Annotated in this window: 24 protein-coding genes; 12 read left to right on the plus strand and 12 right to left on the minus strand. The window is 66.0% G+C overall.

Annotation, left to right across the window (positions count from 1 at the left end; translation table 11 throughout):
• Positions 1-167: 167 nt before the first annotated feature.
• Positions 168-1,229 carry a M14 family zinc carboxypeptidase gene (locus IEX33_RS16220; RefSeq protein WP_188731911.1) on the minus strand — a complete coding sequence of 354 codons (1,062 nt, stop codon included), beginning with the start codon at positions 1,227-1,229 and terminating at the stop codon, positions 168-170.
• 327 nt (positions 1,230-1,556) lie between these two features.
• Here IEX33_RS16220 and IEX33_RS16225 point away from each other — a divergent pair, with 327 nt between their 5' ends.
• Positions 1,557-2,198, plus strand: coding sequence for a uracil-DNA glycosylase family protein (locus IEX33_RS16225; protein WP_188731913.1), 642 nt, complete (start codon positions 1,557-1,559; stop codon positions 2,196-2,198).
• 127 nt (positions 2,199-2,325) lie between these two features.
• On the opposite strand, the gene IEX33_RS16230 is transcribed toward IEX33_RS16225, so the two are convergent.
• From IEX33_RS16230 to IEX33_RS16240, 3 genes are all read right to left on the minus strand, one after another.
• Positions 2,326-2,748: a DUF3151 domain-containing protein gene (locus IEX33_RS16230; protein WP_104188186.1), complete on the minus strand. Its 423-nt coding sequence runs from the start codon at positions 2,746-2,748 to the stop codon at positions 2,326-2,328.
• A complete protein-coding gene (gene fbaA, locus IEX33_RS16235; RefSeq protein ID WP_028272257.1) occupies positions 2,749-3,768 on the minus strand; it encodes a class II fructose-bisphosphate aldolase in 1,020 nt (339 codons plus the stop codon).
• A gap of 69 nt (positions 3,769-3,837) precedes the next feature.
• Positions 3,838-4,548: a TrmH family RNA methyltransferase gene (locus IEX33_RS16240; RefSeq protein ID WP_188731915.1), complete on the minus strand. Its 711-nt coding sequence runs from the start codon at positions 4,546-4,548 to the stop codon at positions 3,838-3,840.
• A 52-nt stretch (positions 4,549-4,600) separates the two neighbouring features.
• Between IEX33_RS16240 and IEX33_RS16245 the strand changes: the two genes are divergently transcribed.
• Positions 4,601-5,431, plus strand: coding sequence for an HAD-IIA family hydrolase (locus IEX33_RS16245; protein WP_229675429.1), 831 nt, complete (start codon positions 4,601-4,603; stop codon positions 5,429-5,431).
• An 8-nt stretch (positions 5,432-5,439) separates the two neighbouring features.
• Here the strand turns inward: IEX33_RS16245 and IEX33_RS16250 are convergent, their stop codons facing one another.
• The 4 genes from IEX33_RS16250 to pyrE form a co-directional block, all read right to left on the minus strand.
• Positions 5,440-6,480 (minus strand): alpha/beta fold hydrolase, encoded by a 1,041-nt coding sequence (locus IEX33_RS16250; protein WP_188731919.1) that lies wholly within the window; start codon positions 6,478-6,480, stop codon positions 5,440-5,442.
• An 83-nt stretch (positions 6,481-6,563) separates the two neighbouring features.
• Positions 6,564-7,187, minus strand: a complete 624-nt coding sequence (locus tag IEX33_RS16255; protein ID WP_188731921.1) for a hypothetical protein — start codon at positions 7,185-7,187, stop codon at positions 6,564-6,566.
• 111 nt (positions 7,188-7,298) lie between these two features.
• Complete coding sequence (locus IEX33_RS16260) at positions 7,299-8,066, minus strand: GAF and ANTAR domain-containing protein (RefSeq protein ID WP_188731923.1); 768 nt, start codon at positions 8,064-8,066, stop codon at positions 7,299-7,301.
• Positions 8,067-8,190: 124 nt separating this feature from the next.
• Entirely contained in the window at positions 8,191-8,775 is a 585-nt protein-coding gene (gene pyrE, locus IEX33_RS16265; RefSeq protein ID WP_104188175.1) for an orotate phosphoribosyltransferase, read from the minus strand.
• A gap of 74 nt (positions 8,776-8,849) precedes the next feature.
• On the opposite strand from pyrE, the gene nadE reads away from it, so the two are divergent.
• Positions 8,850-9,704: an ammonia-dependent NAD(+) synthetase gene (nadE, locus tag IEX33_RS16270; RefSeq protein ID WP_188731924.1), complete on the plus strand. Its 855-nt coding sequence runs from the start codon at positions 8,850-8,852 to the stop codon at positions 9,702-9,704.
• 4 nt (positions 9,705-9,708) lie between these two features.
• On the opposite strand, the gene IEX33_RS16275 is transcribed toward nadE, so the two are convergent.
• Positions 9,709-10,500, minus strand: coding sequence for an IclR family transcriptional regulator (locus IEX33_RS16275; RefSeq protein ID WP_188731927.1), 792 nt, complete (start codon positions 10,498-10,500; stop codon positions 9,709-9,711).
• Positions 10,501-10,677: 177 nt separating this feature from the next.
• Here IEX33_RS16275 and IEX33_RS16280 point away from each other — a divergent pair, with 177 nt between their 5' ends.
• The 3 genes from IEX33_RS16280 to IEX33_RS16290 are packed head-to-tail and all read left to right on the plus strand — an operon-like array spanning position 10,678 to position 13,301.
• Positions 10,678-11,409 carry a CoA transferase subunit A gene (locus tag IEX33_RS16280; protein ID WP_188731929.1) on the plus strand — a complete coding sequence of 244 codons (732 nt, stop codon included), beginning with the start codon at positions 10,678-10,680 and terminating at the stop codon, positions 11,407-11,409.
• Positions 11,410-11,442: 33 nt separating this feature from the next.
• A complete protein-coding gene (locus IEX33_RS16285) occupies positions 11,443-12,114 on the plus strand; it encodes a CoA transferase subunit B (RefSeq protein WP_188731931.1) in 672 nt (223 codons plus the stop codon).
• The gene (locus IEX33_RS16290) at positions 12,111-13,301 is read left to right on the plus strand and encodes an acetyl-CoA acetyltransferase (RefSeq protein WP_188731932.1); all 1,191 of its coding nucleotides are present in this window, start codon (positions 12,111-12,113) and stop codon (positions 13,299-13,301) included. Before IEX33_RS16285 ends, IEX33_RS16290 begins: the two co-directional genes overlap by 4 nt.
• An 11-nt stretch (positions 13,302-13,312) precedes the next feature.
• Here IEX33_RS16290 and IEX33_RS16295 read toward each other — a convergent pair whose 3' ends face one another.
• Together IEX33_RS16295 and IEX33_RS16300 are read right to left on the minus strand one after the other, a co-directional pair.
• On the minus strand, positions 13,313-13,981 hold the full coding sequence (locus IEX33_RS16295) for an ankyrin repeat domain-containing protein (protein WP_188731935.1): 669 nt from the start codon (positions 13,979-13,981) through the stop codon (positions 13,313-13,315).
• A gap of 9 nt (positions 13,982-13,990) precedes the next feature.
• Positions 13,991-14,554 (minus strand): GlcG/HbpS family heme-binding protein, encoded by a 564-nt coding sequence (locus tag IEX33_RS16300; RefSeq protein WP_188731937.1) that lies wholly within the window; start codon positions 14,552-14,554, stop codon positions 13,991-13,993.
• A gap of 191 nt (positions 14,555-14,745) precedes the next feature.
• On the opposite strand from IEX33_RS16300, the gene IEX33_RS16305 reads away from it, so the two are divergent.
• The 5 genes from IEX33_RS16305 to IEX33_RS16325 all read left to right on the plus strand — a co-directional run bounded on the left by IEX33_RS16305 (position 14,746) and on the right by IEX33_RS16325 (position 18,266).
• Complete coding sequence (locus tag IEX33_RS16305; protein WP_188731939.1) at positions 14,746-15,981, plus strand: sensor histidine kinase; 1,236 nt, start codon at positions 14,746-14,748, stop codon at positions 15,979-15,981.
• Positions 15,978-16,604 carry a response regulator gene (locus tag IEX33_RS16310; protein ID WP_188731941.1) on the plus strand — a complete coding sequence of 209 codons (627 nt, stop codon included), beginning with the start codon at positions 15,978-15,980 and terminating at the stop codon, positions 16,602-16,604. Before IEX33_RS16305 ends, IEX33_RS16310 begins: the two co-directional genes overlap by 4 nt.
• Before the next feature lie 133 nt (positions 16,605-16,737).
• Positions 16,738-16,941, plus strand: coding sequence for a cold-shock protein (locus tag IEX33_RS16315; protein WP_013599688.1), 204 nt, complete (start codon positions 16,738-16,740; stop codon positions 16,939-16,941).
• A gap of 152 nt (positions 16,942-17,093) precedes the next feature.
• A complete protein-coding gene (locus IEX33_RS16320) occupies positions 17,094-17,447 on the plus strand; it encodes a hypothetical protein (RefSeq protein ID WP_104188151.1) in 354 nt (117 codons plus the stop codon).
• Positions 17,448-17,480: 33 nt separating this feature from the next.
• On the plus strand, positions 17,481-18,266 hold the full coding sequence (locus IEX33_RS16325; protein ID WP_188731943.1) for a MerR family transcriptional regulator: 786 nt from the start codon (positions 17,481-17,483) through the stop codon (positions 18,264-18,266).
• Here IEX33_RS16325 and IEX33_RS16330 read toward each other — a convergent pair.
• The gene (locus IEX33_RS16330; RefSeq protein ID WP_188731945.1) at positions 18,263-19,453 is read right to left on the minus strand and encodes an acyl-CoA dehydrogenase family protein; all 1,191 of its coding nucleotides are present in this window, start codon (positions 19,451-19,453) and stop codon (positions 18,263-18,265) included. The genes IEX33_RS16325 and IEX33_RS16330 overlap by 4 nt on opposite strands.
• 91 nt (positions 19,454-19,544) lie before the next feature.
• Between IEX33_RS16330 and IEX33_RS16335 the strand changes: the two genes are divergently transcribed.
• Entirely contained in the window at positions 19,545-20,051 is a 507-nt protein-coding gene (locus IEX33_RS16335; protein ID WP_188731947.1) for a MarR family winged helix-turn-helix transcriptional regulator, read from the plus strand.
• The last annotated feature ends 18 nt before the right edge of the window (positions 20,052-20,069 follow it).

Raw genomic sequence — 20,069 nt, forward strand, 5'->3', positions numbered from 1 at the left:
GGCTGTCACTGGTCCGATGGCGGCACAGCGACGCAAGAGTTCCGGGGCCCTTACCACCCAAGTTTAGCCGATGGGCGACTTTGTCCACTCGTTGGTCCGCCGCGGCCCTTCCCGCAGCGCAGGGGCTGCTGCAGGAAGGGACCGCGGCGGAGCATCAGCAGGTGCTGCTACTCGTCGTCGGCCTCCTCGCCGGGCCGGGAGGTCTGGGTGGCCAGGCTGTCCCAGAAGGAGGTGTCGGCATCGGCGATTGAACCGTCAGCGATCGCAGCGGCAGTGGCGGTCAGCGTGGTGACTGTCTGCTTGATCAGGTAGCCGTTGCTCCGCAACCCCAGGGCGTAGCCGTCGAGGTAGTGGTCGGACATGCCGCGCATCTCGAAGAGCAGCGTCGCGATGCCGTACTCCACGGCGATGCCGTTGCGGCTGATGGTCTCGGCGCTGCCGCCCACGTACTTGCCCAGGTGGCCCCAGCCGGTGGAGTCGACATTGTCAAAGACCACCGCGCCCAGCTGCTTGGACTTCTCCACCACTGCAGGATCGGCGTTGGGCGTGGTGGGGTACAGGATCGAGCCGGAGACCAGCTTTCCGTCGCGTTCACTGCGGGTGCCCTGGTGGTGGAGGTCGATCATGTAGTCCACCTGGTACTTGCGCATCACGTTGTTGTGCAGCGCCTGCGTTTCAGGCTGGACCTTGGCCACGTGGTCCCGGTTGAGGTCCACTTCATTGGCGTTGTAGCGGGTCATGTTGCGGTCGCCCTTGGCGATGTAGTCCTCCAAGGAGAAATTCACGTCACCCATGGCGCCGTCAGCATTAAGCATGGGAACAACGAGGATGTTCACGCCGTCAAGGATGTCCCCTGACTTGGCGGTGCCCAGGTGCTTGACGAATTCCAGGGCACCCTCGGTGGTGAGCTGTTCGTTGCCGTGCTGCTGCGTCAGGTAGAGGATGGTGGGTTTGGCGGGGTCCGAAATGTATTTGACCAGGTGGATGTCCCGGCCCTTGACCGTTTGGCCGATGACTTCCAGTTCCATGGCGGGCTGGCGGGCGTCCTGGTCTTTGAGGAACGCAACCATCTGGTCATAGGTGGCAAGCTTCGATGTGGTGATCTGGCCGTTGCCGTCATAGTTGGGGCCTTCGCCGACGGCGAGGGCCGGTGCCGGGACGGTCACTGCCGCCAGTGCCAGGGCTCCCGTTAGTGCCAGGGTCCTGAAGGTTGCCAGGGTTTTTCTCACGGTGCGGTACCTCTTTCGAGTGCATAGGGTGTGTCCAGCCAGCGGTGATCCCCCATATGCGGGCTGTGACAAAAGCCAACCAACCTGGACGAATACTGTCAATGGACGTGACAGGAATCTGCAGTCAGTTATTACGTTGCGAAACCCTGTGCCCCGCGTTTATTGGTTGCCCTGGACCGGCGTTTCGTTTCGCGGGGCTTGCTAAACTGGGAAAGGCCGACCAGGAATCGGCCCACCCCAACTAACCGCCGTTGATGAGCTGTGCCATCGTGCGCCCATTTTCGCCGGCGGAAGCAACAACAATCCCCGCAGGAGATCAAGCACTACATGACAGCCCTGGCACCCGAATCTTTCCATGAGCAACTCCTGAGCCGCCGCTACGAACCCAACGTCGCGGCCGTCAATGAACTGTGCGATTCCCTGCAGGACGCCAAGCCCGGCACCGTGGTGCCCTACGTCGACCCCATGCACGACGTGGACGAGTGCCGCATCATCAGCCTGTATTCGAACATCGGCGAGGCCGACAAGTCCGGGTTCATCACCCCCGGGGACCACGATGCCGTGACCCGGATGCTCGGCATCCAGTGGAAGCTGGGCCTTCGCCCCGAATTCGTGATGCCGTGGAACGTCCACCCGTGGCACGTCCCGGGAGAGCCCAACGGAAAGTTCACCCCGGACCAGATCTCCGCCGGCCTCAAACCGCTCCTGAAGTTCCTGGCGCTGGTTCCCCGCGCATCGGTGATCGTGGCGCACGGCACCGAGGCCAACCGCCTCGCCAACCTGCTGCTGAAGACCGAAGTTCCGCTGCTGTGGCGCCGCGGACTGAAGACCTACAAGGTGCGTTCCCTCAGCGGCCGCGCGTTCGCCGGTTCGCCGGCCCGCCAGGAGGAGTACCTCGAGGACATGCGCGTCGCCTACACCGATGCCATGGCACGCACCGGCCTGCAAAAGGCCTCCTCCGCCCCCTGACCTCGCAGGTCCGCGCCGGCTCCCTGCGGACACGGGCCCATGCCACGAGAATCACCGCTTACGACGGCGGCAGGTCACCTTTTCTCCAAAAGGTGACCTGCCGCCGTCGCGCTGTATTCAGTGCTTGTTATTTCGCCTCGATGGCAGCCTTCGCCGACGGGTCGGAGTCATTGAGGAACTTCTCGATCCGCTCAGGCTCCTCCGCCTCGCCGATGGCGGCGGAAGCCCGGCCCAGCGAGTACAGGGCCCGCAGGAAGCCCCGGTTGGGCTCATGCTCCCACGGGATGGGCCCCACACCGCGCCAGCCGTTGCGGCGCAGCGAGTCCAGTCCCCGGTGGTAGCCCACCCGGGAGTAGGCATAGGAATCGATGGTGCGCCCCTCCGCCCAGGCCTCCTCGGCCAGCACGGCCCACAACAGTGACGAGGTGGGGTGCTTGGCCACGAGGTCCAGGGCCTCCTGGCCCGCGTCCAGCTGCTCGTAGACCTCGGTCTCGGCAGGCAGGAGCGTGGGTTCCGGGCCCATCAAATTCCGGCGGAACTCGTCCGACATCTAGAAGGTCTTTCCGGCCGAACCGAGCTGCTTGGTGGCTTCCACCACGCGGGCTGCCAGGCCGGCTTCGGCGGAGGCGCCCCAGACGCGCGGATCGTAGGTCTTCTTGTTGCCAACCTCGCCGTCGACCTTCAGGACGCCGTCGTAGTTCTTGAACATGTGGTCCGCAACCGGACGCGTGTAGGCGTACTGGGTGTCGGTGTCGATGTTCATCTTGATGGTGCCGTAGGAGACTGCGTCGGCGATTTCCTGGTCCGAAGAGCCGGAGCCGCCGTGGAAGACGAGGTCGAACGGGCTGTCCTTGCCGATCTTCGCACCCACCTGGGCCTGGATGTCCTTCAGGATCTCCGGACGGAGCTTGACGCCGCCGGGCTTGTAGACGCCGTGGACGTTGCCGAAGGTGAGGGCCGTGATGTAGCGGCCGTTCTCGCCGGCGCCCAGTGCCTCGATGGTGGCCAGGGCGTCTTCCACCGTGGTGTAGAGCTTCTCGTTGATCTCGTTCTCAACGCCGTCTTCCTCGCCGCCCACGGTGCCGATCTCGACCTCGAGGATCATCTTGGCGGCAGCGGTGCGCTCCAGCAGTTCACGGGCGATGCGCAGGTTTTCCTGCAGGGTCTCGGCGGAGCCGTCCCACATGTGCGAGTTGAAGATCGGGTTGCGGCCGGCCTTGACCTCAGCCTCGGAGGCGGCGAGCAGCGGCAGGACAAAGCCGTCCAGCTTGTCCTTGGGGCAGTGGTCCGTGTGCAGGGCGATGTTGACGCCGTAGTTCTTGGCGACTTCGCGGGCGAACGCCGCGAAGCCCAGGGACCCGGCAACCATGTCCTTGGTGGAGGCGCCGGACCAGTAGGCCGCACCGCCGGTGGAGACCTGGACGATGCCGTCGGACTCGGCTTCGGCGAAGCCGCGCAGGGCTGCGTTCAGCGTCTGTGAGGATGTCACGTTCACGGCCGGGAATGCGAAGCCGCCCGCCTTTGCGCGGTCGATCATCTCGGAGTAGATCTCTGGGGTTGCAATGGGCATGCTGACTCCTATGCTGAGGTTCGTCTGTGGGCTGGTAACCCTGGAGTACCGCTTACGGCTAGCACCATCCTAGTCATTTACGCCCGAAGAGTGTTCCGGATTACGCCCCACGTGCTGGTGGAACACGTGCCGGCGCACCCAGGCGTGCATGGCGATGGCCGCGGCGGACGCCGCGTTGATGGACCGGGTGGAGCCGAACTGCTCGATGGACAGGGTGGCCACGGCGGCCTCATGGACCTCCGGCGTCAGCCCGGGTCCTTCCTGGCCGAATACCAGGACGCAGTCCTTGGGCAGTTCGTAGGTTTCCAGCGGAACCGAATCGGGGAAGATGTCGATCCCGATGATCGCCAGGCCCTCCCCCTCGGCCCAAGCCACGAAGTCCTCCACCGTGGGGTGGTGGCGGACGTGCTGGTAGCGGTCGGTGACCATGGCGCCCCGCCGGTTCCACCGGCGTCGTCCGATGATGTGCACTTCCTTCGCTAGGAACGCGTTGGCGGTGCGCACCACCGTGCCGATGTTCAGGTCGTGCTGCCAGTTCTCGATGGCGACATGGAAGTTGTGGCGCCGCGAGTCGAGTTCCGCCACGATCGCCTCGTGCTTCCAGTACCGGTACTTGTCCAGCACGTTGCGGCGGTCCCCGTCGGCAAGGAGATCGGGGTCCCAGTGGTCCCCTTCCGGGAGTTCACCCTCCCAGGGCCCGACGCCGACCTCCGCCGTGTGCGGGCGGGCCTCCTCAGGTTGGGGGTTGGGTTCGTCTGGGAGGCCGGGCGCTTGGTTCACCCCTCAACACTAGACTGGAGCACTGGAGCATTCATCACCCGTGGAGGTAGACGTGGCAGAAGCAGACCAGGTAGCAGGAAACCCGGCGGTATACCGCAGCGGCCAGGAGATCGAGTGCTGGCTTACGGACATGGACGGTGTCCTGGTGCACGAGAACCAGGCAGTCCCAGGCGCCGCCGAGCTCATCCAGCGCTGGGTGGACACGTCCAAGCGCTTCCTGGTGCTCACCAACAACTCCATCTTCACCCCGCGCGACCTTGCTGCCAGGCTGCGCGCGTCCGGCCTGGAGGTCCCCGAAGAGAACATCTGGACCTCGGCCCTGGCCACCGCCCAGTTCCTGAAGAACCAGGTGGAAGGTTCCGGATCAGGTAACCGCGCCTACACCATCGGTGAGGCAGGACTTACGACGGCGCTGCACGAGGCAGGCTTCATCCTCACCGACCAGGACCCGGACTTCGTCGTGCTCGGCGAAACCCGCACGTATTCCTTCGAGGCGATCACCATGGCCATCCGCCTCATCCTGGCCGGCGCCCGCTTCATCGCTACCAACCCGGACGCCACCGGGCCGTCCAAGGACGGCCCCATGCCGGCCACCGGGGCCATCGCAGCACTTATCACCAAGGCAACCGGGCGGGAGCCCTACATTGTGGGCAAGCCCAATCCGATGATGTTCCGCTCGGCCATGAACCAGATCGATGCCCATTCTGAGACCACGGCGATGATCGGGGACCGGATGGACACGGACATCATCGCTGGCATGGAAGCCGGCCTGCACACCGTCCTGGTCCTGACGGGCATCACCCAGCGCGACGAGATCGGTTCATACCCGTTCCGGCCCAACCAGGTCCTGAACTCCGTGGCCGATCTTAAGAACCAGATTTAGCAGGGGCGCTAGAAGACTGTCACCCGGGATCCGCCGCGGGGCAGCGGGAAGTGCTCGTCCAGCAGCTGTTCAAGGACCGGCCGGTACACGTTGGGGTTCCATCCGGGGCTTGCGTGGGCAGGCCTGGCGCCTTCGGTGTGCAGGCTGCTCGAGACCATGTTCGCCTTGAATGCCACGGCCCAGGCCTCCACCGCCGTCTGGTAGCGGACCGTGCGGTCCCGGGGGTTGCCGATGTAGGCCATCTTGGCGCCACCCAGCTTGCCGGCGAACCTGCTGCCGTCAAAGTAGTAGATGTAGGCCGATTCGGACTGGATCAGCAGGCTCGAGGGAGCAATCGGGGACAGCTGTTCGAGGGTCTGGTCAAGGATCTGGCGCCAGCTCCGCTCGTCCTTGTGGATGACCCGCTCACCAAGCTCGTACCCTCCGCGAAGGGTGGACGGGAACCGGAAGCCCCGCTCGTACAGGAACACCACGCCGTCGAACCAGCTCTGGTCCAGGACATCGTGCTTGCTGTAGGGGCTTGAGTCCAGCACGATGAACTGAACCTCCACACCGTGGATTTCCAGGAGCCGTGCAGCAACCTGGGTGGCCACCATTCCGCCGAAACTGTGGCCGTAGAAGAACAGCTTTGTGAGCTTCTGGGCCCGGACATGCTCGATGACGGCAATGACGATGTCGTCTATATCCAGGCCCTGGTTGGAGTACCCCACGGCGGCCAGCCGCGCCCGCTTGTTCAGGGCCCCGCGGAGCGAGTTGAGGATCCACTGCGACTCCTCCCAGCTGGTCTTGTATCCGGGGAACAGGAACCAGCTGGCGTCCGGGTAGTAGGTGTCGGCAAAGTCGTCAGCAACAGTGAGGATCCGGTCCGTGCGGCGCTGGGCCTGCACCTCCCGGGTCAGCAGCATGTCTGCCGCGAGCAGCCCGGCAGCACCGGTGCCTGCCAGGAAGCCACGCCGTGAGAACTGTTTGAGGGCAGCACCTTCTGCCAGCAGCCGGGCCCCTGGGACCACGGGCCGGCCCTGCGGACTTACCTCCCCCTCATACGGCACGCCTCTACCGTAGGCACAATCGAAGACGCTGCCGCAAGAATCCCGGTGTAACCATTGAGTGACACCCGGTCAGCGGGCACCTCTCAACTTGCCGCCTGGCCCTCCGAGGCCGGCAGGGGTACCGCGTCCTCCTGCCGGCGCCGGCGGAACTCCAGACCAATGTCGTTGTACCGGCCCAGCAGGTCCGGGCCGGCGAAAGCACTGGGGGTGTCCAGCAGGCCGAAAATCCAGTCGCTTGCAGTCAGCAGTTCGGCGTCCGAGTACTCCTCCAGCGGCCGGCCGCACAGCTCTTCCAGGCGTCCGGTCGGCACCAGCGGGTAGCCATCAGCAAAGTCCTCGCCGTCCTCCGTCATGTCGGTGAGGACGTCGATGAGTGCCAGCGGCTGCTGCGTCGGGTCTGGCTGCCCGGCCCATCCGTCCGAGCCTGGGGAAAAGACCAACGACACCCCGCTGCCGTAAATGCCCGGCAGCGTGTCGCTATCGATGGCGTTCAGGTCGCTCCGGAGGCCGGCAAGGGCGGAGGACTCCACCTTCTCGGCTGCCGAGAGGTCAACGCGGATGTGGGAGCGGATTCCCATCCGGCGGACGCGCCGGATAATGTGCACGAGTTCGGGGCGGGAGCTTTGGTTCAGGCTGCCCCTGATATCGATCCGGACGACGTCGGCAGGGACATCAAGGTTAACGAATGCATTTAATGCGCGGTCCATAGGTACTCCAAAAGAGGGTGTCTATGGCCGACGGCTCAACCTCGGTAAGCGTAACCCCCCGCAGAAGCCCGGCACAACCCGTCAGTAACAAGGAAGTGGGCCGGTTGCCGGCTATGCGCTTTGGTCGGCCTGCCGCTTTCCGGGCTCCTGGAAGTGGGTGCGGCTTCCAACGCCTCCCACCGAGTCAACCAAAGACTTGGCAATGTCCCTGAGTTTGGTGTTGGTGTTGCTGGAGGCTTCGGTGAGGATGGCCACTGCGGCTTCCTGGCTGCACCTGTTCTGGGCCATCACAATTCCTATGGCGAGGTCGATGATGGTCCGGGACTCCAGGGTGGCGCGGAGATTGGCGGCGCTGTCCGTGTGGAGGGAGAACCGCACGGCCAGGCGGAGCGCCTGGGAGATTTCGCGGGTGAATTCGCGTGCCCTCGCAACGGCACGCTCATCGAATTTGTGCGGGGCGTCCGAGTACAGGTTGAGCGCGGCCTTCGCCTCCCCGTGGAGGTTGAAGGGCAGGGACAGCACGGACCGCAGCCCATGGGAGGCAACGGCTGCAGCGTAGTCGGGGCCCCAGCGGTTCTCCTCAAACAGGTCCGGAACGTTGACTTCGCGTTCCTCCTTGGCGGCCGTGAGGCAGGGGCCCTGTGCGAGGGAGTACTGGATCTCATCCACTTCCCGGGCCGAGTCGCTGCTCCAGCCGATGGTGGCGGCCTTCCGGTCGCGGAGCAGCGTGATGCCGCACAGGGCGTCGTCGCCGTCGCCGGCCATCTGGTGCGCGGAAAAACGCGCCAGTTCGTTGAGGAAGTCCTCGAAGTCGGCGCTTTCCAAAATGAGGTTCTGGACCTGGTCGGTGGTGCTCAAGGGCTGTTCAGGGGGGAGCATGGTGCACGTTCTCCGTACGGGAAGAGGGGTTATCGCACATGATAGAACAGCCCCGCGTTGCGGTCCAACGGGCCGGCGGCCGCCCAACCGGCCCGTTGGACCTATATACCGTGGCGACGAATGCTCAGGACAGGCCGAGCTCGTCCTTGCCGAATGCGAACAGGTAGGGCACACCGGCTTCGGCCTCGATCTTTTCCTTGGCTCCGGTGTCGCGGTCCACGATGACGGCCACGGCCACCACGTTGCCTCCGGCCTTCCGGATGCCTTCCACCGCCGTCAGCGCGGAGCCGCCTGTGGTGGACGTATCCTCCAGCACCAGGACGTTGCGGCCTTCCACGGAGGGGCCCTCCACCTGGCGGCCCATGCCGTAGGACTTCTGCGCCTTGCGGACCACAAACGCGTCGACAGTCCGCCCGGCGTCCACGGCGGCGTGCATCACTGCGGTACCTACCGGGTCCGCGCCCATGGTGAGCCCGCCGGCGCACTCAAAGTCGATGCCGGCGTCGTCCGCCAGGGCCAGCATCACCTGGCCCACCAGCTTGGAGGCCTCGTGGTGCAGCGTGATCCGGCGGAGGTCGATGTAGTAGTCAGCCTCGGCTCCGCTGGACAGGGTTACTTTGCCGCGGACCACGGCGAGTTCCTTGATCAGTTCCAGCAGTCGGGCACGGGCGGCTGCAGTATCCACTGCAGTGTCACTGGGGGAAGTCATGGTCTCCAGTTTAGTGCGGGCGGGCCGGTGTGGATGCTTGAGGCCTGTCGCCGAGGCTGGCTAGTCTGGACCATATGCGCGAACTCCAGGCAAAGATCATTGAGGAAATGGGCGTCCAGCCCCGGATCGACCCCGCCGGGGAGGTGCGCAAGCGCGTCACATTCCTGAAGGACTACCTCAAGGCCACCCACACCAAGGGCTTCGTCCTGGGCATTTCCGGCGGACTTGACTCATCACTGGCCGGGAAGCTTGCCCAGCTGGCGGTGGACGAGCTCGAGGCCGAAGGGGTGGACGCAAACTTCGTGGCGGTACGGCTGCCCTACGGCGTCCAGCACGACGAGGAGGATGCCCAGGCCGCCCTGGACTTCATCCAGCCCAAGACCCAGTGGACGTTCAACATTTCGGCCGCCGTGGACGGGTTCGAGGATGAGTTCGAGAAGACCGTGGGCTCGGAAATATCCGACTTCCACAAGGGCAACACCAAGGCACGCACCCGCATGATCGCCCAGTATGCGCTGGCGGGAGAACACAACTACCTGGTCATCGGCACGGACCACGGCGCAGAGTCCGTCACAGGCTTCTTCACCAAGTACGGCGACGGCGGCGCGGACATCCTTCCGCTTTTCGGCCTGAACAAGCGGCAGAACCGGGCCCTGCTGGCCGAGCTCGGCGCCCCCGCCCGCGTCTGGGAAAAAGTGCCCACGGCGGACCTGCTGGACGACAGGCCGGGCCGCACCGACGAGGACGAGCTCGGCCTGAGCTACGACCAGATCGACGACTACCTCGAAGGCCGGGACGTGCCTGAATCAGCGGCTGCGTCCATCGAAGAGAAGTACCTGCGCACGCGGCACAAGCGCACCGTCCCGGTCACCATCTTTGATACGTGGTGGAGGCACCAGGGCCCCGAGGAGCCACGCGCCGGGCTGTAGGGTTTCAGCGGGCCGGGCGCGCCTTGTCCCCCGCCAGCTGCTGGGTAATGCGGTGGGCCTCGGCCATCAGGAGGCTGCCCAGTTCCTCCTGCCGCCCGGGCTTGAAGCGCGGTTCGATGCCGGTCAGGGAGAGCGCCCAGGCGGGCCTGCCCGAGGCATCGAAAACTGCTGCGCCCATTCCCCAGCTCCCTTCCAGGACAAGGCCCGGATTCACCGAGTAGCCTGCCAGGCGGGTCTGGGCAAGGTTGGCCCGAACCCGCTCCAGGGTGTGTGACGCAGCGAAAGCACCCGCGTGCTCCGCCCAGCGGACGAGCAGCTCTTCCTGCTCGGTTTCCGGCAGGAAGGCCATGATCGCGGTGCCGGCCGAGGCAACGCCCAGCGGGAAGCGCACGCCCTCGTGCAGGACAAAGGACCGCACCGGGAAGCTGCCCTCCTCCCGCAGCAGGCACACTGTTTCGGAGCCACGGCGGATGGAAAAGAAGGCGCTCTCGCCGGTGGCTTCGGCCAGCCGGCGGAGGCTGGGCCGGGCGATGTCCTCGAGGGGAAACCGCGCTGATGCCACCGACCCCATCAGGAGGATCTCCGGACCCAGCACCCAGTTGCCGGAAACGGCGTCGTGGTCCAGCAGCCCCTCCGAGGCGAGTGAGGAGAGGAGGCGGTGCACGGTGGGCCGGGTGAGGCCGGATTCCTTGACCAGGCCGGTGAGCGCCATGCCCTCCGCGCTCCGGCCCACGAGCCGTAACAACCCTGCAATCCGGCTCACCACCTGGGCTCCCTGTATCGGTAAAGTGTTCATACCCTCCCCTTCACTGTCCACATTATGGATGGGCAACATCATACCGTCCACAGTGTGAAATGGCCTTAATCCAGGGTCAAAGCTGCGTCTTGACACCCCCCTCAATCCCTCATAGTGTCCACTTCCAGACCTCTTGTCCACAAAGTGGATAAGGCCGGATGCTCGATGAGGAGAGTCATGACAAAGCTTCAATCCACTGCCGCCGCTGCCCTGGGGGACGTCCTGCGGGACGGCATGACACTCGCTGTGGGCGGGTTCGGCCTCAGCGGGATCCCCGCGGATCTGATAGAGGCCGTCCGGGACTCCGGAGTGAAGGACCTGACGGTGGTCTCGAACAACATGGGCGTGGACGGCAAAGGCCTGGGCATCCTGATCGACGCGGGGCAGGTCCGTATGGTCATCGCCAGCTATGTCGGCGAGAACAAGCTGTTTGCCGAGCAGTACCTGGCCGGCCGGCTGGAGGTGGAGTTCACCCCGCAGGGCACCCTGGCAGAACGGCTCCGTGCCGGCGGAGCAGGCATCCCCGCCTTCTACACCAGGACCGGAGTGGGCACCCTCGTTGCCGAAGGCAAGCCGCACGAGGTGTTCGACGGCGAAACGTACGTCCGCGAGCGCGCCATCCGCGCCGACGTCGCGCTTGTCCATGCGCACACTGCAGACACGGACGGAAACCTTATCTACCGCTACACGGCCCGGAACTTCAATCCCATCGTTGCCACCGCAGGCCTCCTGACCATCGCCGAAGCCGAAGTGATTGTGGAACCGGGCCACCTGGATCCCAACCACATCGTCACCCCCGGCGTGTACGTGCAGCGACTCGTGCAGGCCCGGGACCGGGCCAAGGACATCGAGCAGCGCACGGTGCGTCCGGCTTCACGCCGTGCAGCGTCAGAAGCCGTGCCGGCCTGATCCCCTTCCCTACCTACCGAAAAGGAGAACCCCATGGCCTGGACCAGGGATGAAATGGCTGCGATTGCGGCCGAAGAATTGAACGACGGCGACTACGTGAACCTGGGCATCGGCATCCCAACGCTGGTGGCCAACAACCTGCCGGACGGCGTCCGCGTGGTCCTGCAAAGCGAGAACGGCCTGCTGGGCATGGGCCCCTTCCCCTACGAGGGCGAGGAAGACGCGGACCTGATCAACGCCGGCAAGCAGACGGTCACCGTGCTCCCGGGCGGCAGCATCTTCGACTCCGCCACCTCGTTCGGCATGATCCGGGGCGGACACGTCAAAGTTGCCATCCTCGGCGCCATGCAGGTCTCCGGCAACGGCGACCTGGCCAACTGGACCATCCCCGGCAAGATGGTCAAGGGCATGGGCGGCGCCATGGACCTCGTGGCCGGAACCCCGCGCGTGGTGGTCCTTACCGAGCACAATGCCAAGGACGGCACGGCCAAGATCGTGACGGAGTGCACCCTGCCCCTCACCGGGCTGGGCTGCGTGGACCGGATCATCAGCGACCTCGCGGTGTTTGACCTCGTCAAGGACGAGGACGGCAGGCGGCAGCTCACGCTCACCCGCCTGGCGCAGGGGGTCACCGTGGAGGAGATCCGGGAGAAGACCGGAGCAGGGTTCACCGTGGAACTGGACAACGAGGAAGTGGCGGCATGAGCCTGCAGGAACAGTTCGGAAAGGACGTCCTGCTGACCGGCTGGGGGCACAGCCCGTTCGGCAAACTGGCGGACGAGACGCTGGAGTCACTGATCGTCCAGGTTGCCACCGAGGCGATTGCGAATGCCGGGATCGAGCCGGGCCAGATCGACGAAATCTACCTGGGCCAGTTCAACTCCGGCATGATGCCCCTCGCCTTCCCGTCCTCGCTGGCGCTGCAGGTCTCGCCGGACCTGGCCAACGTTCCAGCCACGCGGGTGGAGAATGCCTGCGCCTCAGGCTCCGCCGCGTTCCAGCAGGGCACGAAATCCCTGCTCGCGGGCACGGCGAAGACGGTGCTGGTGATCGGCGCCGAGAAGATGACGCATGCCGGGGCCGACGTCGTAGGGGCCGGGCTGCTGGGTGCGGACTACGACATGGCCGGCAAAGCATCCACCACCGGCTTCACCGGGCTCTTCGCCGAGGTGGCCAAGCACTACGGGAAGCGGTACGGCGCCGGGAACCTGGGTGACGTCCTGGGCTCCATCGCCGCGAAGAACCACCGCAACGGCGTGGACAACCCCTACGCCCAGCTCCGCAAGGACCTCGGCGAGGACTTCTGCCGCACCGTGTCGGACAAGAACCCCATGGTGGCCGATCCGCTGCGCCGCACGGACTGTTCCCCCGTCTCAGACGGCGCCGCCGCCGTCGTGCTGTCCGTGTCCCCCACGGGAGGTGCCACTGCTCCGGTCCGCCTCGCCGGCTTCGGCCAGGCAAACGACTTCTTCCCGGCAGCCCGCAGGGACCCCACCGCCTTCGCCGCGACCCGCGTGTCCTGGCAGCGCGCCATGGCGATGGCCGGCGTCGAACTGGCGGACCTGGACTTCGCCGAAGTCCATGACTGCTTCACCATCGCGGAACTACTCATGTACGAGGCCATGGGCCTGACCGAGCCGGGCAAGGGCGCCCGGGCCATCGAAGAAGGGTGGGTCTTCAAAGACGGCAAGCTGCCCGTGAACGTCTCAGGCGGGCTGAAGGCCAAGGGCCACCCGGTGGGCGCCACAGGGGTGTCACAGCACGTCATCTCGGCGATGCAGCTCACCGGAACCGCCGGCGGCATGCAGCTTGCCAAGCCCCGCCGGGCCGCAGTCCAGAACATGGGCGGCGTGGGCATCGCCAACTACGTGAGCATCCTCGAGGCCGTCTAGACCGGGGAGTTTTAGCTGCGGGACCGGATCAGGGCCGCGATCTCCGCGAAACCCAGCCGCTCCGCGTTCTGGAGGGCGGTCCGGCCCTCCGGATCGCGGATGTCCGGGTCGGCACCGGCGTCCAGGAGCAGGCGCACCACCTCCAGCTGCCGCGGGCCGCCGTTGTTGAGCAGGATGGCTTCCTGCATTGCCGTCCAGCCCAGGTTGTTGACGTGGTTCACGGGCACCCCGGCCGCGATCAGGATCTGCACCGTCTCCACGTGGCCGTGCTCGCTGGCGGGAATGAGTGCCGTCCCGCCGTAGCGGTTGGTGCTGGCAACATCCGCCCCCGCCGCCAGTGTCAGCCGGAGTACCTCGTTGAAGCCTTCGGCTCCGGCATAGAGGAACGCTGAGTCCTGGATGGCGTCCTTGGCGTTGACGTTCCCGCCCCGCCCGATCAGCCCGGCAACCAGCGGGGCGTTGTTCGCCTTGGCGGCGGCAATCACTTCCTGGTCAAGCTGGGCCTGTTCCGCGGCGGACAGGGCCAGCGGGGGTGGCGTGGCGGGTGCCGACGTGGGGGGCTGTTCGGGAGCGCTCCGGGGGCTGGAGGATGCCGCCTGCGGCTCCGCTGGACCGGCCTGGCAGGCGCTGAGCACCAGCCCGCCGGCGGCAAGCATCACGGCCGTCCGGAATCGCCTCATACGCGGAGCCTACCTGGCAGTGCCGGCGATGGCATCAGCCCCTGCCGAGGCGCAGGCTTCATCCAGCGCACCGTCCGGAGCACCTCCGACGCCGATGCCTGCCACCGAGACGCCGTTAATCTTCAGCGGGACGCCGCCGGCCAGGAACAGGGTGCCGGGGAGGTCGGCGATGGAAGGGCCGGTGCCGTTGATGCGCTTGGCCAGTTCACTGGTGGGGGCGCCGAAAGCGGCAGCTGTGTATGCCTTTTGCCTGGCCGCTTCGATGGTGTGTTCGGCTGCGTTGTCACCGCGGAGCAGCGCCTGGAGGGTGCCGAACCGGTCCACCAGCGCGACCGTGACGAAGGGCAGCTTGTCAGCCTGGCATTTGGCCAGGGCGGCGCTGACTGCTGTGGCCGATGCCCCAACGCTGATGCGGTTCTGCTGCACCACGGTGTCGGGCGCAGGCTGGACATCGACGGCGGGGACGGCTGCCGGTGCGGGGCTCGTCCCGGCGTTGGCTGCCGCAGTCGCTCCTGCGGTCAGGACGAGGGCGCCGGCAGCGGCGGCGGCAAAGGCTTTGTGCGACTTCTTCATAGTGTCTCCTTGGAGGTCATGGTGGGTACGCACCAATCCTTCCGGGGGCAGCGGCACCCGGCATCGGGCCTTCGTCTGCAGAGGCCTCCCCCCAATGGCCAGCCGTATCAGCCACATGGCTGAGAGACCAGCATTGGCGGGGGCAATAGCATGGAAGGTAGCGCTTCCCACCAGCCAGAACGGGACATCCCATGCCTACCCGAGCCGCCGGCACTGCCCCGGCCACCGCTGCCGCCCCGGGAACCACACCCCGGCGGAGTGCACCCCGCACCGGCCTGGGCAGCATCGAAACCGCGGTGCACCTGGGCTTCGCCGTGCTGCTGGTGGCCTCGCTGGTCCGCTACGTGATGCGGCACAGCCCGGCCGACAACCTGATGATCCTGGGCCTGGCTGCCGCAGCGAGCCTGCTCTATGCCGCCGTGGCCGTGCTAGCAGCGCGGGGCAGGCCGGGCCTGCCGTGGATGTTCACCCTGGTGGCTGTTTGGGCAGTGCTGGTGGTCGCGGCTCCGAGCTTTGCCTGGTGCTCGTTCGCGCTCTTCTTCCTCTGCCGGAGCGCTTTGGCCGGAACCGCCGCGTATCTGGCGGCAGGCACAACTACGGCAGCCACCGCAGCAGGGCTGTTCCGGATGAGTGACGGCACGGACCTCGCCATACTTCTTGGCCCGCTGGCCGTGGGCGCCATGCTGACTCTCATCTATGACCGGATCCAGCACGACGCCGAGGAGCAGCGCCGCCTGCACGCCGAGGTGTCCGCGGCCCAGGAACAGCTGGCAGCCAGCGAACGCCGCGCGGGCACCATTGCCGAGCGGGAACGGGTCTCCCGGGAAATCCATGACACCGTCACCCAAGGGCTGGCCAGCAGCCTGCTCCTGCTCGAGGCCGCGGGGCGGGCCTGGCCACGTGATGCGGCGCGGGACGAACTCCGGCACGCTGCCGGGCTCCTGCGCACCAGCCTGTCCGAAACCCGCAGCCTCGTCCACGAACTGGCTTCCCCCGGGCTGGACGGATCGCCGCTGCCCGAAGCCCTCCTCGTCGCGGCGAGGCAGTATGTGCCCCAGGCCCGGCTTATGGTGACCGGCGGACCGCGGCCCGTGTCCGGAGAGGTGCGCCATGCCCTGCTCCGTGTCGTGCAAAGCGCCGCCTCCAACATCAAGCTCCACGCGTCAGCCACTGCCGCCACCGTGACCCTGGGATTTCTTCCGGAGGCCGTCACCCTGGACGTTTACGACGACGGCACCGGCTTTGATCCGGCGGCGGCAGCACCGCCGTCGGACGCGGGAGGGTACGGGCTGAGGGCCATGCGCCAGCGGGTGGAACAGCTGGGCGGCACCTTGTCCGTGGAAAGCTCGCCCGGGGAAGGGACCATCGTTGCCGCCCAGTTGCCTTTGCCCTCCACCGGACAGGTCACTTCGGGGGAACCGGCATGAGCGCAATCACCGTCCTGCTGGTGGATGACCACCTCGTGGTGAGGAGCGGGCTGCGGGCCCTCCTGGGAACGCAGCCCGACCTGGAGGTCATCGGAGAGGCAGCATCCGGAGAAGAAGCGCTCGAGCGGGTGCGGGAGCATTCCCCTGGCGTGGTGGTCATGGACCTCGCCATGGGTAGCGGAATGGACGGGATCGAAGCAATCCGGAAGATCCGCGAGCGCAACAGCGGCCAGGCGGTCCTCGTCTTCACCACCTACGACTCCGATGCCGATATTGTGCGGGCCGTGGACGCCGGCGCCATGGGGTATTTGTTGAAGGATGCCACGCCGGAAGAAATTTTCACTGCCATCCGGGGTGCCGTCCAGGGCAAGAGCGTCATGAGCCCGCCTGTGGCATCGCGGTTGTTCCAGCAGCTGCGCAACCCTGAAGAAATCCTCACTCCGCGCGAAGCCGAACTGCTGAGCCTCCTGACGGAAGGGCTGAGCAACCGTGAACTTGGCCGGCGCCTCTTTATCTCCGAAGCCACGGTGAAAACGCATCTTGCCCACATCTACACCAAGCTTGGGGTGGACACCCGGGCGGCCGCGATTGCCACCGCTATCCGCCGCGAAGGGATGCGCTGACCTCGCCAAATGTTGCACAACCCTTGCAAGCGCGGCCTGCGCCCCGTACGTTGGGGACTGCGGGGGACGTTCTCCTCGCACTCCGGGCCGATGGCACGGGGAGAGAATCAGAGTCACACGAAGGAATGCAGCCATGGCAACAGGCACAGTTAAATGGTTCAACGCCGAAAAGGGTTTTGGCTTCATTGCCCCCGATGACGGGTCCGCTGACGTTTTCGCCCACTACTCGGCAATCGCCAGCAGCGGATACCGCTCACTCGATGAGAACCAGAAGGTTGAATTCGATGTGACCCAGGGCCCCAAGGGTCCGCAGGCGGAGAACATCCGCCCGCTCTAAGGTTTAGGTGACCGCCGGCAATGCCGGCGGAACCCGGTATCCTGCAGCGGCTTCTCCAGCATTTTGCTGGAGGGGCCGCTGTTTTGCTCCCCCGCCTGCTGGCCGCCGCTTCACCATCACCCTACGCACCTGAAATTTGGGACAATCGGAGGGTGACGGGACAGGACCAGGACCCTTGGGAAGAGTTCGACCAACTGGGCCCCGCTGCGCCCGACCGCGTTCCCGGGCACCCCGGCGGTGAACCCCTGGGCTTCGGGTTCCGGACCGGCGTCCGCAGCGCGCGCGTCGCGGTCGGGTTCGCCATTTACACGCTGGCGCTGGGAACTGTCCTGGCGCTGACCGGATGCATTGTCTTCGCCGCCAGGGGGCAGTGGCTGCTCGTGGGCCTGATGCTGGCCATCGAGGCAGTCTTTGTTTTCGCCTTCAGCCGCCTCGTTGCGCAGGCCCGGAACCGGTCCGGCCGCCGCCGTCCGCGCGGTCATGGTTTCCCGGAAAAGCCTGCTTGACCTTGACGCGGCGTCAACCCCTACGCTCAGACCATGGACGCAACGGATGCCAAGGCGGGAACTGACTGGTCCATCCAGGACGTGGCACGGCTCGCCGGCACCACAAGCCGTACGCTGCGGCACTACGACGAGATTGGACTGCTGAAGCCCAGCCGGGTGGGCAGCAACGGCTACCGCTATTACGACGGCGCCGCCCTCCTGCAGCTGCAACGGATCCTCCTGCTGCGGGAACTTGGCCTCGGACTGCCGGCCATTGCCGAGGTCTTCCACCAGCAGGCAGATCCCGTCAAGGCCCTGGACCGGCACCTGGAATGGCTGGCACAGGAACAGGAGCGGCTCGCGCGGCAGATGGCGTCCGTCCGGCAAACGATCGAAACAGTGAAAGGCGGAGGAGACATGGTGGCGGAAAAGATGTTCGACGGGTTCGACCACACGCAGTACAAGGACGAGGTGGAAGAGCGCTGGGGCAAGGACTCCTACGCGAAAAGCGACGCCTGGTGGCGTGGAATGGGCGCGGCAGAACAGCGGGAGTGGAAGTCCCGCGCCACGAAGCTGGGCAATGACTGGATAGCTGCTGCAGGTTCAGGGCTTTCCCCTGCCGGTCCCGAAGCGCAGGACCTGGCGCGGCGGCACGTTGCGTGGCTGACGTCCGTCCCGGGCACCCCGGCCGCGGAGGACGGCGGAGACGTCAAGGGCTATGTTGTGGGCCTGGCGGAGATGTATGTTGCCGATGCCCGGTTCGCGGCCAATTATGGCGGCGAGCAAGGAGCAGGCTTCGTGCGGGACGCGCTGCTGGCTTACGCAGAGAAGCACCTCTAGGCGAACGCCGATTTCCCGGTCACGGCCCTCCCCACGATGAGGGAGTTGATCTCGTAGCTGCCTTCGTAGGTGTACAGGATTTCTGCATCGCCGAACAGCTTGCCCATTTCGAAGTCGGCACTGATACCGTTGCCACCCAGCAGGGACCGCCCCATGGCCACTGAGGCCCGGGCAAGCCTGGTGGTGGTGGCTTTGGCCATGGCTGCCTGCGCCATCTCCAGCTTCCCCTCCTCCTGGATCCGTGCCAGCTGCACCATCAGCGCGAGCGAGGCCGTGGCGTTTCCCAGGATGTCCGCAAGCTGCTGCTGGACCAGCTGGAACTGTGCCAGCTCCTTGCCGAACTGACGGCGCGCCAGTGAGTAGGAGCGGGCTATGTCGAACGCGGCGAGCTGGATTCCGGCGGCCTGCCAGCCCACCCAGGCCCGGGAGTCCCGCAGTAAGTCGTTGGCCTTGGCGAAGGATGTGGCCCCGGGCAGCAGGTTGGCCGCAGGAATCCGCACGTCCTGCAGCGTGATGTCCGCGTTCTGCATGATCCGCAGGCCGATCTTGTTGCAGATCTTGGCAGCCGTGTAGCCGGGCCGGTCCGTCTCCACCAGGAACGCCTTGACCTGGTGGTCCTCCACGTCGCGTGCCCAGACTAGGGCGAAGTCGGCGATGGTGCCGGCCCCGATCCAGCGCTTGGCGCCGTTCAGGACCCATTCGGCGCCGTCCAACCTGGCTGAGGTCTCGAGCCCGCCGGAGATGTCGGACCCATGGTCCGGTTCCGTCAGCGCGAACGCCCCAAGGCTGCTGAAGGCTTCCAGGCCCGGCAGCCAGCGGAGCTTCTGTTCCCCGGATCCCAGCTCCTTGATGGTGCCCACGATCAGCTCATTGTGGATGCCCGTGAGGGCGGAGAGGGACACGTCCGCCCTGGCCAGCTCCACGTACATCAGGCCCTTGAGGAGGATGGAGCTGCCGTCCACCTGGAGGGCACCCAGTCCGTATTCGCCCATTTCCGCCAGGAGGCCGAAAGGGAACTCTTCGCGGTTCCAGTACGGAATGGAGGGCCCGCGCACGTGATCCTGCAGGAATTCACGGACGCGGAGGTACCGCTCCCGCTCGGGCCCTGCCAGGAGGTCCGCGACGTACATGAGGTCGGCGTCGGGAAAGGGGGGCGCTTCGCCGCGTCCTTCCGGCCCCACCGGCATCCCCCTCCGCTTCGCCCAACCATTGGATGTCCTAGTATATTCACATCGCTGATAAAAGAGTGATGCGCGTCACCCGGACGAAAGGTGTTCGATGGGTACCCCATTGTCCCGCGATCCCATTGCCGAAGCCCGGCGGAACTGGGAGGAACATGGCTGGGCGGACGTCGCGGCCCCCATGGCTGCCATCACCGCCATCATGCGGACGCAGCAAATCCTGCTGGCCAGGATCGAGTCCACGCTCAAACCGTTCGGGCTGACGTTTGCCCGCTATGAACTCCTGGCCCTGCTGAGTTTCGCCAGGAAGGGCTCACTGCCCATGAACAAGGCGAGCGCACTCCTCCAGGTCCACCCCACGTCCATCACCAATGCGGTGGACCGGCTTGAGCGGGCGGGCCTGGTGGACCGGTCCCCGCATCCCACCGACGGCAGGACCACGCTGATTGAGCTCACCACCGCGGGGCGCACCCTGGCGAAGCGCTCGACGGCGGCTCTCAACGCCGAGGTGTTCAGCGCCCCGGGGTTTGATCCCGGCGACGTGGACCACCTGATCCGCATCCTGGGAGCCTTCCGCCGGAACGCCGGCGACTTCGAGGAGTGACGCCTGGCCTGGGGCATG

It is taken from the genome of Pseudarthrobacter scleromae, from assembly GCF_014644515.1.
In the GTDB taxonomy this organism is placed as follows: Bacteria; Actinomycetota; Actinomycetes; order Actinomycetales; family Micrococcaceae; genus Arthrobacter; species Arthrobacter scleromae.